The organism is Nonomuraea monospora, assembly GCF_039531895.1.
GTDB classification, from domain to species: Bacteria; Actinomycetota; Actinomycetes; order Streptosporangiales; family Streptosporangiaceae; genus Nonomuraea; species Nonomuraea monospora.
The window spans coordinates 63,471-76,234 of the sequence record NZ_BAAAQX010000048.1 but is presented as its reverse complement, the minus strand read 5'-3'; the positions used below and the strand labels follow the sequence as shown (position 1 = coordinate 76,234).

The following is a 12,764-nucleotide window of genomic DNA, read 5'->3' as shown; positions in this document are numbered from 1 at the left end:
CATGAGATCACCAGTGGGGCTGTGCGGCCTCGGCAACATGGGGTCCGCGATCGCGCGGCGGCTGCGCGAGACGTACCCCGTGCTCGCCTACGACCTCGACCCGGCCCGCACCGCGACCGCCGCCGAGCTGGACGGGGTCACCGCGGCCGAGTCCGCCGCGGCCCTCGCCGAGGCGGAGACGGTCGTGCTGTCGCTGCCGACCCCGGCCGCCTCGGCGCAGGCCGCCGCCGCGATCGCGCCCGGCATGCGCCCGGGGTCGCTGATCGTCGAGACCAGCACGGTCAACCCGGCCGACATGCACCGGCTGCGCGAGCTGTGCGCGCCGCACGGGGTCCGCGTGCTCGACGCCGCCATCCTGTCCGGCGTGGCGCAGATGGCGGCGGGCACGTCCACGCTGCTCATCGGCGGCGACGAGGAGGACGTCGCGCGCGCCCGCCCGCTGCTCGACGCGCTCGCGCCCCGGCAGCTCGTGCTCGGCGGGATCGGCGCGGGCATGGCCGCCAAGGTCATCAACAACGCCGTCGCGCACGCCGTCATGGTCGTGCTGGCCGAGGCCGGCGCGATGGCGGCGGCCACCGGCGTGTCCGAGCGGCGGCTCGCCGAGCTGCTGGCCGACCCCGAGGCCGGGCTCACCCGCCCGCTCACCCACCGCTTCCTGGAGCGCGTCCTGCCCGGCGACTACGAGGGCGGCATGCCGACCGCCGCCGCCCGCAAGGACTCCACGCTCGCGCTGGCCCTGGCCCAGGACGCCGGCATCCCGCTGTTCGCCATCCAGGCCTGCCACAGCGTGTACGAGATCGCCGTCGGCGGCGGGCTGGGCCGCCAGGACTACGCCTCGATCGCCACCCTGTGGGAGCACTGGACCGGCCGCCCCATCTCGGAGAAGGAGTGAGCATGACCTCGTACGACGTGATCGTGGTGGGCGGCGGCAACGCCGGGTTCTCCGCCGCCCACGCCGCGCGCGAGCGCGGCGCCCGCGTGCTGCTCCTGGAGAAGGGCGCGGCCGGCGAGGCGGGCGGCAACTCCTTCTACACGGCGGGCGCCTTCCGCTTCCCCTTCTCCGGGCTGGACGAGCTGCGGCCGCTGATCGAGCAGGACCCCAGGCACGCCACGACCGACGTGCCGCCCTACACGGCCGAGGACTTCCTGGCCGACATGAAGCGTGTGACCGACGGCCGTTGCGACCCCGTGCTCACCGATGTGCTGGTGGGCGACGCGGCGGAGGCGGTCAGGTGGCTGGCGGGCAAGGGGATCCGGTGGCGGCTGATGTACGAGCGGCAGGCGTACGAGTCGGACGGGCACTGGCGCTTCTTCGGCGGCCTGGTCGTCGGCACGTCCGGCGGCGGGAAGGGGCTGATCGCCGGGCACACCGAGGCGGCGCTCGCGTCGGGCGTCGAGATCCGGTACGGCGCGGCGGTCACCGCGCTGCCGCGTGACGGGCAGCGGGTGACGGGCGTCGAGTACCGCGACGCGTCCGGCGCCGTCCACGAGGTCAGCGCGTCGGCGGTCGTGCTGGCGGCGGGCGGCTTCGAGGCCGACCCCGACCGGCGGGCCAGGCATCTGGGGCCGGAGTGGCGGCGGGCCAAGATCCGCGGCAACCCGTTGAACACCGGCGAGGTGCTCGACCTGGCGATCGCGGCGGGCGCGCAGCCGTACGGCGACTGGACCTCCTGCCACAGCACCGCCTGGGACGCCAACGCCCCCGACGGCGGCGGCAACCGCACTCTCACCAACCAGCTCACCCGTCAGAGCTATCCGGTCGGCATCGTGGTCAACCGCGAGGGCCGCCGCTTCGTGGACGAGGGCGCCGACTACCGCAACTACACCTACGCCAAGTACGGCAGGGAGATTCTCCGCCAGCCGGGCGGCGTCGCCTTCCAGCTCTTCGACGCCACGAGCAGGCCGCTGCTGCGCAGCGAGGAGTACGACTCGCACCCGATCACCGCCGCTCAGGCGGACACCCTGGCGGAGCTGGCCGCCGCGCTGGGCATCGACCCGGCCGGGCTGGAGGAGACGGTGGCGCGCTTCAACGCCTCGATCGACGACGGCGTGCCGTTCGACCCGTCGGTCAAGGACGGCAGGGCGGCGGCCGTCCAGCCGCCCAAGTCGAACTGGGCGCTCGCGCTCGACGCGCCGCCCTACTACGGGTACGCGGTGACGTGCGGCATCACGTTCACGTTCGGCGGGGTGCGGGTGGACACCGACGCCCGCGTCCTCGACGGCGGCGGCGCGCCCATCCCCGGCCTGTACGCGGCGGGCGAGCTGGTCGGCGGCCTGTTCTCCGGCAACTACCCGGGCGGCTCCGGGCTCACCTCCGGCACCGTCTTCGGCCGCCGCGCGGGCACTCACGCGGCCGGAGCCGCCCGTGTATGAGCTGTACGCCATCCGGTACGCGCACCGCGACGCCTCGGTGCGCGGCGAGCACTTCTACGGCCACGACCCGTGCGCCCTCGATCCCTACCCGATCGACTACTACGTCTGGGCGGCCGTCGGGGAGCACGGCGTGGTGCTGGTGGACGCGGGCTTCACCGCGGAGACCGCCGCCCGCCGCGGCAACCGTCACTACCTGCGCTCGCCCGTGGACACCCTGGCCGCCCTGGGCGTGGAAGCCGCAGGGGTGGGCCACGTGGTGCTCACCCACCTGCACTACGACCACACCGGCCACCTGCGTGACTTCCCCGACGCCAGGATCGTGCTGCAGCGGGCCGAGCTGGCGTTCTGGACCGGCCCGCACGCGCACCGCGGCGACCACCCGCACCTGGCCGAGCCCGGCGACATCGCCTACCTGGTGCGGGAGAACTTCACCGGCCGCGTCCGGCAGCTCGACGGCGACCACGAGCTGCTGCCGGGCCTGAGCGTGCACCACGTGGGCGGTCACACGCCGGGCATGCAGGTCGTCCGGGTGCGCACCGCCCGGGGGTACGCGGTCGTCGCCTCGGACGCCAGCCACTTCTACGCCAACATCGAGGCCGACCGGCCGTACGGCATCGTCAACGACCTGCCGGCCATGTACGACGCCTTCGACCGGGTCCGTGAGCTGGCCGGCTCGCCGGAGCTGGTCGTGGCCGGGCACGACCCGCTCGTGCTGGAGCGCTATCCGGCCGTGCCGGGCCTGGAGGGTTACGCGGTGCGGGTGGCGTAGGGGTTGTTGACCACACGTTCGAGTGTCGGCATCGTAGGGCGGGTGGCCGCTGATGAGACGCGTGACGGGGTCGAGCTGACCAACCTGGACCAGCCGCTGTTCGACGGCGCCGACGCGACCAAGCGCGACCTGGTCGACTACCTCGACGCCGTCAGCGACCGCATCGTCCCGGTGCTGCGCGACCGGCCGCTGTCGGTCGTCAGGGTGCGGCCGGGGCAGGCGCCGTTCATGCAGAAGAACCTGCCGAAGTACGCCCCGGAGTGGGTGCGTTCGGTGTCGATGTGGGCGGAGGCGTCGCGCAGGCAGGTGACGTACGCGCTGTGCGACGACCGGCGGACGCTGCTGTGGTTCGCCAACCAGCGGGCGGTGGAGTACCACCCGGCGCTGTTCGCCGGTGAGCACGCCACGCACCTGGTGCTCGACCTCGACCCGCCCGAGCACGACGACTCCTTCTCGCTGGCCGTGCGCGGCGCGCTGCTGGTCCGGCAGGCCCTGGACGACCTGGGGCTGGCGGGCGCGGTCAAGACGAGCGGCGCCAAGGGGGTGCACGTGTTCGTGCCCGTGGTGCCGGGCACCGCCATGGACGACCTGGCGGCGGCCACCCGGGCGCTGGCGGCGCGGGCCGAGCGGCTCGACCCGGCGCTGGCGACCACCGCGTTCATCAGGGAGGACCGCGAGGGCAAGGTGTTCCTCGACTCCACCAGGGCGGGCGGGGCCACCGTCGTCGCCGCCTACAGCCCGCGCATCAGGCCGGGCGTGCCCGTCTCCTTCCCGCTGGCGTGGTCGGAGCTCGGCTCGGTGTCGCCGCGGGACTTCACGGTGCGGACCGCGCCGGGGCTGCTGAAGGACGCCGACCCGTGGGCCGGGCAGATGCCCGCGCCGCAGCGGCTGCCCGATGACCTCGTGGAGGAGGGGCACACGATTCCGGTCGCCCGCGTACAGGCGATGCACGAGGGCAAGCGGCGGGCCCGCGCCCGTCGAGCGGAGTAATGTCCGCAAATTGCCACATTAGTGGGTCTTCACGCTAGTTCGTCGGCGGGTTAAGTTCGGGCAGCGGTCGATCGGGGGGAAGGGCCGCGTTCCCGTTCAGCCCATGGGGGGACACCCGCATGCGAAAGATCGCCATCGTCCTGCTCACCGTACTCGCCTTACCCCTGGCCATGACCACGCCCGCCACCGCGGGCGGGCTCGACGACGCCTTCGCCAAGGTGCTCGTCAAGAAGGTCAAGGGGGCCAACGTCAAGAAGCACCTCGAAGCGCTCCAGGCCATCGCCGACGCCAACGGCGGCAACCGCGCCGCCGGCACGCCCGGCTACGACGCCTCCGTCGCCTACGTCGTGGGCAAGCTGCGCAAGGCCGGTTACAAGGTCACCCGCCAGCCGATCAACTTCGTCGAGAGCTGGAGCGAGGACAGCCCGCCCGTGCTCGACCTCACCGCGCCCACCGCCAAGTCGTACGTGCCGGGCACCGACTTCGTCACCTTCGAGCCCTCGCCGTCCGGCGACGTGACCGCGCAGGTCCAGGGTGTGGACCTGACGCTGCCGCCGACGCCGACCCCCAGCTCGACCAGCGGCTGCGAGGCCGCCGACTTCGCCGGCTTCGTCCCCGGCCGGATCGCGCTCGTCCAGCGCGGCACCTGCCCGTTCGTCAACAAGGTGATGAACGCCGCCGCCGCCGGAGCGTCCGGGCTCATCGTCTTCAACGAGGGCCAGCCGGGCCGCACCGACCCGTTCCCGCTGGACATCGGCGAGTGGCGGGGCGGCATCCCCATGGTGTTCGCCAGCTTCGCCGTGGGCAACGAGCTGGCCGCCACCCCCGGCGCCACCGTCCGGCTCAAGGTCGACGCCAACCTCGTGCTCGGCACCAACGACAACGTGATCGCCGAAAGCCCCTTCGGCGACCCGCGCAACGTCGTCATGGTCGGCGCCCACCTCGACAGCGTCACCGCCGGGCCCGGCATCAACGACAACGGCTCCGGCAGCGCGGCGCTCCTGGAGGTCGCCGAGGAGATGGCGTACGTCCCGGTCAAGAACAAGGTGCGCTTCGCGTTCTGGGCGGCCGAGGAGATCGGGCTGCTCGGCTCCGACCAGTACGTGGACGCCCTGTCCGAGGCGCAGCGCGACCGGATCAGGGTGTACCTGAACTTCGACATGATCGCCTCGCCGAACTACGCGTACAAGCTGTACGACGGTGACGACTCCGACGGCGTCGGCTCGCCCGCCGGCCCGCCCGGATCGGCCCAGATCGAGGCGCAGCTCGCGGCGTTCTTCGGCTCCCGCTCGCTGCCGACCGTGGGCACCGACTTCGACGGCCGCTCCGACTACGGGGCGTTCATCGCCGTCGGCATCCCGTCCGGTGGCATCTTCACCGGCGCGGAGGGCATCAAGACGCCCGAGGAGGCGGCGCTGTTCGGCGGCACGGCAGGGGTGGCGTACGACGCCTGCTACCACCAGGCGTGCGACACCATCGCCAACATCAACGACACCGCGCTCGACGTGGACTCGGACGCGATCGCGGACTCGGTCGCCAGGTACGCCTACAACCTGCGCGCCATCCCGCCCAGGACGGCGCCGCAGGCCGCCGCCCTGTCGGCCTCGGCCGAATAGCGGTCCTGACCGGGTGGGCGGCGCGTCCGCCCACCCGGCCTTGTTCTAGCTGGTCGCGGGTGTGGGGTGGCTGACCGGGCTGCGGTGCCCCTGCTCGTCCACCGCCCGCACGCCGAACTGGAAGTTGTCCTTCGACAACCCCTCCACCGTGTACGAGGTCACGTTCCCCACGAACCGCGAGTGCGTCCACAACGGCTCGGTCGTGTCCCGCCAGACCACCTCATACCCCGAGATGTCGGGCTCGGGGTTGGCGTCCCACCGCAGGTCCGTGTCGTTGGTGAGCCGGCTCGTCACGATCGCCGCCCGCCCCGGGGAGCGCGGCGCGCGGGCCAGCGCCGCCAGCGCGGCCAGGTTCACCTGCGTCACCCGCGCCACGTAGTCGGTCTCCACGAACCGCAGCAGGTCCCCGTACTGCACGCCGTCCTCCACGCGCACGTCCTGGTGCTGGTGCCGGTAGTCCTCGTGCACCTCCGTGAAGCGCACCGCCGCGTACCCCTGTTGCAGGAACGGGATTTGGTCGCCGCCGCGCAGGTAGCGGTCCCTGCGGTAGTACAGGCGGGCGTCGAAGCGCGGCACGTACTGAGTGGCCGTCTCGTGGACGAAGCGGGCGAGCTGCCGCGAAACCCCGTCGTTCTCGCCGCCGACCGACTGGCGGACGGCGGCCTGCGCCGGGGTCTCCGAGGTGGGCACCCCTTCGGAGAAGACCCGCACGGCCTTGGCGTCCCGGCCGTTCTCGCCGTCGGCGCTGCCCACGATGTCGTTGGTGAACATGCCCTGGATATCGACGTTGTTCTGCTTGGCCTGCTGAGCGAAGTGCGCGGCCCCGTACAGGCCCTGCTCCTCGCCCGCCACCGCCATGAACACCACCGTCGCGTCGAACGTGCGGGTCGCCATGACGCGGGCGGCCTCGATGGCGACCGCCACCCCCGAGGCATCGTCGTCCGCGCCGGGGGCGTCGCAGGTGGCGTTCATCACGTCGGAGCAGCGGGAGTCGTAGTGGCCGCTGACCACGTACGTGCGGCCGGCGGAGGCGTCCTGGGTGCCGCGCAGCGTGGCGACCACGTTCGTGATCACCGTGGGGGCGGGGACGCGCGGCGAGACGGGCTGGACGAACGACTGCTTCTCCACCGTCATGCGCCCGCCGGAGGTGGCGGCGATCCTGGAGAACTCGTCGTAGATCCAGTCGCGGGCGGCGCCGATGCCGCGCACCGGGTCGTCCTGGCTGGACAGCGTGTGGCGGGTGCCGAAGGAGGCCAGCTCGGTGATGATACGGCCCAGGTTGCGCGCGTCCACCTGCCGGACCATCTTCTCGATCTCCGCGTCGCGCGGCGCGCCCGCCTCGGCGGCGGGCGTCAGCACCCCGGCCAGCAGGACGGCGGCGCAGAAGGGCAGGGCCGATTTACGGATGAGCGGTGTCAGTGCCATGACATGGCTCCACGAGGGATGGCGGGCCGGACCTGCCGGAGGTCCGACCCGCGATGGTGAGGGGAGCTAGCGGGTGATCCGCACGTCGTCCACGCCCGCCTCGACCAGCGAGGCGCCTGAGGCGTCGGCGGCATCGACGAGGATGCGGACGGTCTGCCCGGCGAACGCGTTCAGGCTCGCCGAGGCCGTGGCCCACGCGCCGTTGCGGTTCGTGGCCGCGCCCGCCTGGTTGAACACCGTGGCGGTGGTGCTGCCGACCACGCGCACGCGCAGGTAGTCGGCGGTGGAGGCGTTCGAGCCGTGCGCCAGGTACCACGAGAACGACAGGGTCAGCGCGCCCGTGGCGGGCAGCGTGATCGCTGGTGACTGGATCGAGGTGACGCCGCCGTCGATGTCGTACGCGCCCGCGGACGCGCCCGCCAACCGGCCGGTCACCAGGTCGTTGGTGCCGCTGACCGTGGTGCCGAGCTGCTTGGCGCCGCTGGACGTGGTCGCCTCGGGGTCACCGCGCTCCCACTGCCCCAGTGTGGCGGTGTCGGTGGCGGACGGGTTGGTGGTCCAGCCGGTGGCCGTCTCGAACGTGTCCGACCAGACCGTCACCGGCGGGACGGCGGTGGCGGTCGTCCACACCGCGTACGCGATGGCGTCGGCGTTCCTGTCCAGCGCGGTGTCGTTGATGTTGGCGGTCGTGTCGCAGGCGCGGTGGTAGCAGACGTCGAACGCCTGCCCCGAGGTGCCGCCCCACAGCGTCGCCTGGGCGGCCGTCTTGATGCCCTCGGCGCCGGTGAACGTGCCGCCCGCCGGGATGCCGACGGCGATGAACGGCCCGTAGTCGGAGCGCCCGTCGAAGTCGGTGCCCCGGGTGGGCACGCCGATGGAGGTGAAGTAGTCCTGGATCGTCCGCTCCAGTTGCGCCGAGCCGGCCGGTCCGGGCCCCGACCCCGTCCCGTCGGAGTTGTCGCCGTCGTAGACGAAGTATCCGGCGTTCGGGGAGCCGACCATGTCGAAGTTCAGATACCCCTTGATCCGCGCGCGGTCGGCGGCCGGCAGGTTGTTCACGTAGAACTGCGAGCCGCGCAGCCCCAGCTCCTCCGCGCCCCACCAGGCGAAACGCAGATGCTTGGTCGGCTGCAGCGCCTGGCGGGACACCGCCAGCGCGGTCTCCAGGATGGCCGCGCTGCCCGAGCCGTTGTCGTTGATGCCAGGCCCGGCCGTCACGCTGTCGAGATGCGCGCCGACCATCAGGATGTCGTTCGGGTCGCCGCCGGGCCAGTCGGCGATGACGTTGTAGCCGGTGGCGCCGTTGTAGGTGAACGACTGCAGGGCGGTGGTGTAACCGGCGGCGTCGAGCTGGGACCTGACGTAGTTCGCCGAGGCCAGGTACCCGGGCCGGCCGTGCGCCCGGGTGCCGCCGTTGGCGGTGGCGATGGACTGGAGCTGCGACAGGTGCGCCTTGACGTTGGCCAGCGGGATGTCCGGTGGCGCCGCGGCCAGGGCGGGGGTGGGGGCCGGGGTCAGGGTGAGGGTGACGATCGCCGCGACGATGAGTGATCTCATGCCGTTTTTCCAGGTGCGACGGCTGGATAAGAGCATGGCGGCGCCTCCATCCGAGGTCGAGGGTGGAAGATCCCGAGATGGTGCTTCTCTGGAACGTAACGCCCCAAAAGCCCTTCGCCTAGGCCCGCTCACACCCCGTCCACCCGCCACCCGCCCGCGCCGTCCACCCGCCCGCGCCGTCCGCCCTGGACGCCCGCCCGCCCCGGAGGCCGGTTAGGAGTGGGTGGCCTCCTCGGCCCGCAGCGCCGCCAGCACCACCTCGGGCGAGTCGGCGAAGAACCGGATCGAGCTCACCTCGGCCCGCCGCCCGAGCGGCCGCACCACGGTGACGGGCCCGTCCAGCTCGACCGTCACGTTCGTCCGCGACGACACCGCCACCGCCAGCCGCCCGTCCTTGACCGACACCATGCTGTCCTCGTTGAGGCTCCGGCTGCTCCGCACCGCGACGATGCGTTCCCGGGGCACCCGCAGCTCGAAGTAGACCCCGTACCGGATGTGCAGCTCCTCCCGGGTGACGACGTGCGGCCGGGTCGCGCACCCGGCGGCCATCACGGCCACGAACAGCAGCCCGTACAGGTCGGCGATCAGCACCCCGAACCGCAGCCACGCGGGCACGCCGAGCGCGACCAGCAGCAGGTCGATCACCACGGTCTCCACGGCCATCGCGAAGGCGAACAAGGTCAGCACGAACGCCTGCTCCTTGGCGTACGAGACGGCGGTCGCCCCCTCGGGCACCCCCTGCCTGCGCCGCAGAACCCACAGCCCGATGGCGACCAGACCCTTGAGCTCGAACCCCACGACCCGCAGCACCAACCTGACCATCGGCCCTCCCTCGACACGTTCACCACCTCTCATGAGACACGTTGACGTCGCGTCAAGGTCAAGCCCGGAGGATCCGGTCTTCATGACTGGTCAGGGGAAGCGCAGAAAGTCCTGTCGATCTTTGGGAGCCAGACGGGGAGCCAGTGCTCTACCCGGTCTTCGACTTGAAGATCTTGTCCATCACGACCGCGCCCTCTGTGAGCGCTGGCCGGATCTCGTGTCGGTAGACGGTCTCGGTCACGTGCGTTGACGAATGGCCAACGAGGCGTGCGATCTCCTCCTCCTCAAGGGCCACGTTGTGCGCGGACAGCAGGGACACGAAGCTGTGCCGCAACTCGCGCGGGCACCAGTTCGTGCCGTTGCCGGCCGCCTCGGTGATGAGCTAGAACTCACGCCAGACGTACCAGCGGTTCATCGGGATGCCGTCTTCGCGCCGGAACACATGCGCGATGTCCCCTCCCCGCTCGCCGGACGCGAGGCGTTCCGCTTGCCGGGCCGTGTGCAGTTCCTTCAGAACGCGAAGACCCTGCTAGAAGACCTTGAGGACGCGGCAGGATCTTCGTGTTGAAGGCACAGGATCACGTATTCCTTGAGGGGACTGGATAGCGCGGTGCGGATGACCGCCTTCGCCTGTTCCCATTTGAGGGCCTTCGACGGGCGGCCCTCCTGTCCCTCAGGGGCATCAACCAGGCTCGCGACGTTTCGCCGTACCTTGTCCCTGTGTTCGGCGTGCCTGATGGCCCGTCCCACGATTTGGTGGATCAGAGGGAGCGATCGAGTGGAGAGGACTTCTACCTAGTCTTCCAGCCAGTCGTCCAGATCACCGGCGGTCAGCGTCTTCGACTTCCTCATGCCGATGTAGGGGTAGATGTGATGGACGGCCATCGACCGGTAATTGCGTACCGTGCCCTGCTGGTCGCGTCCCTTGAGCCCTTTCTTAAGCCATTCATTGACGCAGTCTTCGACGGTGTAGCTCTCGTCCGACTTGATGCCCGACTCCAGCTCTTCGACTGCCTTGATGAGCTTGTCCTTGACCTCGGTCTTGGTCCTCCCTATGCGCTTGATCCGTGCCGCTTATCCTGTGCGTCGAACCGGAGCGACAGGGCTCCTGTGTACCCCTTGCCCTCCGGGGTAGACGCTCGCTTAGCGTTTGCCGATGTAGAGGGTGGCGACCAGCACTCGGCTCGCCGCCATTGAGAAGCACATCCAGCAAGCTCACGGCGATGTCGTGCCGCCGATCTTCACTTATGCAGTGACTGGGGGCAGTGAGAGCTACCTCGACTGGCTGCGGAACGGCATAGATCCTGCTCAGTTGACGTTTTTCTTGGCCCGTGCTCCGAGGATCGGGATAGCGGCGATCTTGTCAGCGGGCAGGCTGGACCAGATCAGCCCACTTGGGCGCGGCGAGCGCGGACACGTAATGATTTCCCTCTCCGTGATGATCATATCCACCCGGAAATCGTGCCCCCCTTCCGGCAGCGGCTCGTCAATCACCTGGAGCGAGTGAACGGTGGTGACGATCACGGTGTCGTCGGTGACAAGGCCGTCCTCGATGAGGAGGGCCACTTCGATGTCGGAGTAGCCGGCACCCTTGCCCAGGCGTACACCCTCACGGTTGACCGCGACGGTTCCGCATACGACTAGGTCAATCGGGCGCATCTGCTCTGTGCCCACCCGCGGGCTGGCCTTCTCCGCGGCGCTGCTCAGGGCCGCCTGGCCCGGCGGGAGCGCGGAGTGCGCGGGGTCGATAAAGTAGAACGGCTCGATGGTCGCGATCTTCGGCACGGCCATGTAGAGGATCTTGCCTTCGGCAAGGGCGCGCGTCCGGACCGGAAGCTGAGCGGTGTCAGGATTGGCCTTCACGGTGTGCGCCCGTCGCCAGGCGTTCGTGGTGACGAGCAGTTCGGCAGCCTTGTCAAAGCCAACGAACTGAGGGATGTAGTTGCGCGCGTCCGGAGTGGACACCTCAGCGTCGATCAGGGCCGACCAGACACGTTCCCGGACCGCGTTCTTGTCGTCGTCAAGACTCATGCCGCCAGTTCATCACGTTGCCATCAACGCGAAGAGACGATCACTGATCTCCTGCACCCACGGCTCATGCCGCCACGGCGCCAACTCCCGGCCGCCCGTGAACGCGATGTTGAGGCCACCGCCACCACGCGTCTCCTCGATGAGGTCGATGGCCTCATGCAGGGTGCCGCACGCCTCTTCCAGCTTGCCTTGCCGGATGTAGGCGAGAGTGAGGTTGCCCAGCACGATGGACTGAGACTTCCTCCAGCGAACCAGACTGCGCGCCGACCTGGTCAAGATCTGTTCTGCCCTGTGGTTCACGCCGAGGAACAGGTAGCAGGAGCCTGCCAGGCGATCGAACTGGGTCGGCGAGAACATGTGGAAGGCTTCGTCGTCCTTGTGGATGCGGGCGAAGCTCTCCTCAGCCGCACCGAGCGCCCCTTCGCACGCGCGCCTTTCTCCAAGCATCGCGTACGCCTCGCCGACGTGCAGGAACCCTAGGCCGGTGAGCACGCTGCTGGCGGGCCTGCCGACCATCGCCGTCTCGTTGCAGAGACGCAAACCTTCCCTGGTGTTCTTCGTGCCGTACAGGGCAACGAAGCCTTTACGGAGTTGGGCATGCGCTTCGAGGATGGGATCCCTGACCTCCCGAGCAGCGCTGATCGCCTGGTCGAAATACTGCACAGACACGGCGTGATCCCGCCTCTGCGACGCGTCCCAGACGAGTTGCCCCATGAGAGTCGCGGACTCGGCGGTCGAGATGCACAGCTCACGGCGGATGCGTCCGGCGGGGGCGAAGTTGTGCAGGAGTGTCACTTGGCTGTGACAGTGGCCGGCGTCCGCCAGGAGGGAGGCCGAGGGCGCCGTGTCGTACTCGGCAGTCAGGTGCTGAACACGCTCCGCCAGATGCGCCACGGTCACCAGGTCCACCGCCGCCGGATTACGAAGCGCGAAGACGAGTCGTTCCGCGTCCGGCTCCTCATTCACCTGGGATGCGAGGTATTCGTCCAACTCGTCAAGGGACACCTCAAGAACACGGGCCAGCTTGGGGCGCTGCCAAGGGCGCGGCTCTCTCTCACCGCCTTCCCACCGCACCACGGTGGAGCGTTCGACACCAACCGCGAAGGCCAGCTTCTCCTGTGAGAAGCCGAGCGTCTTGCGGCGCTGGATCAGCCTTTGCCGCCGTCGTGACACGGTCCGGT

The 12,764-nt window shown here is 70.3% G+C and carries 11 protein-coding genes and 1 pseudogene; 6 read left to right on the top strand and 6 right to left on the bottom strand.

Going from position 1 to position 12,764, the window contains the following annotated elements; translation table 11 throughout:
- Nucleotide 1: 1 nt before the first annotated feature.
- The 5 genes from ABD331_RS53060 (at nt 2) to ABD331_RS53040 (ending at nt 5,748) form a co-directional block, all read left to right on the top strand.
- Entirely contained in the window at nt 2-892 is an 891-nt protein-coding gene (locus ABD331_RS53060; RefSeq protein ID WP_344493847.1) for an NAD(P)-dependent oxidoreductase, read from the top strand.
- Between the two features lie 2 nt (nt 893-894).
- On the top strand, nt 895-2,373 hold the full coding sequence (gene tcuA, locus ABD331_RS53055; RefSeq protein WP_344493845.1) for an FAD-dependent tricarballylate dehydrogenase TcuA: 1,479 nt from the start codon (nt 895-897) through the stop codon (nt 2,371-2,373).
- Nucleotides 2,366-3,142, top strand: coding sequence for an N-acyl homoserine lactonase family protein (locus tag ABD331_RS53050; RefSeq protein WP_344493843.1), 777 nt, complete (start codon nt 2,366-2,368; stop codon nt 3,140-3,142). Before tcuA ends, ABD331_RS53050 begins: the two co-directional genes overlap by 8 nt.
- A gap of 42 nt (nt 3,143-3,184) precedes the next feature.
- Nucleotides 3,185-4,132, top strand: a complete 948-nt coding sequence (locus ABD331_RS53045; RefSeq protein WP_344493841.1) for a DNA polymerase domain-containing protein — start codon at nt 3,185-3,187, stop codon at nt 4,130-4,132.
- Nucleotides 4,133-4,251: 119 nt separating this feature from the next.
- Nucleotides 4,252-5,748, top strand: coding sequence for a M20/M25/M40 family metallo-hydrolase (locus ABD331_RS53040; RefSeq protein WP_344493839.1), 1,497 nt, complete (start codon nt 4,252-4,254; stop codon nt 5,746-5,748).
- 45 nt (nt 5,749-5,793) lie between these two features.
- On the opposite strand, the gene ABD331_RS53035 is transcribed toward ABD331_RS53040, so the two are convergent.
- From ABD331_RS53035 to ABD331_RS53020, 4 genes are all read right to left on the bottom strand, one after another.
- Nucleotides 5,794-7,173, bottom strand: a complete 1,380-nt coding sequence (locus tag ABD331_RS53035; RefSeq protein ID WP_344493837.1) for a M28 family metallopeptidase — start codon at nt 7,171-7,173, stop codon at nt 5,794-5,796.
- Between the two features lie 66 nt (nt 7,174-7,239).
- Complete coding sequence (locus ABD331_RS53030) at nt 7,240-8,730, bottom strand: M28 family peptidase (RefSeq protein ID WP_344493835.1); 1,491 nt, start codon at nt 8,728-8,730, stop codon at nt 7,240-7,242.
- A 213-nt stretch (nt 8,731-8,943) separates the two neighbouring features.
- Nucleotides 8,944-9,552 carry a hypothetical protein gene (locus ABD331_RS53025; protein ID WP_344493834.1) on the bottom strand — a complete coding sequence of 203 codons (609 nt, stop codon included), beginning with the start codon at nt 9,550-9,552 and terminating at the stop codon, nt 8,944-8,946.
- A 795-nt stretch (nt 9,553-10,347) separates the two neighbouring features.
- Nucleotides 10,348-10,542, bottom strand: coding sequence for a tyrosine-type recombinase/integrase (locus tag ABD331_RS53020; protein WP_344493913.1), 195 nt, complete (start codon nt 10,540-10,542; stop codon nt 10,348-10,350).
- Nucleotides 10,543-10,717: 175 nt separating this feature from the next.
- Here ABD331_RS53020 and ABD331_RS61195 point away from each other — a divergent pair.
- A pseudogene (locus ABD331_RS61195) lies at nt 10,718-10,831 on the top strand (hypothetical protein); the annotation flags it as partial.
- A 29-nt stretch (nt 10,832-10,860) separates the two neighbouring features.
- Here the strand turns inward: ABD331_RS61195 and ABD331_RS53015 are convergent.
- Nucleotides 10,861-11,583 (bottom strand): 5-formyltetrahydrofolate cyclo-ligase, encoded by a 723-nt coding sequence (locus ABD331_RS53015; protein WP_344493833.1) that lies wholly within the window; start codon nt 11,581-11,583, stop codon nt 10,861-10,863.
- A gap of 12 nt (nt 11,584-11,595) precedes the next feature.
- Nucleotides 11,596-12,756 carry a helix-turn-helix transcriptional regulator gene (locus tag ABD331_RS53010; RefSeq protein ID WP_344493831.1) on the bottom strand — a complete coding sequence of 387 codons (1,161 nt, stop codon included), beginning with the start codon at nt 12,754-12,756 and terminating at the stop codon, nt 11,596-11,598.
- Nucleotides 12,757-12,764 lie beyond the last annotated feature (8 nt).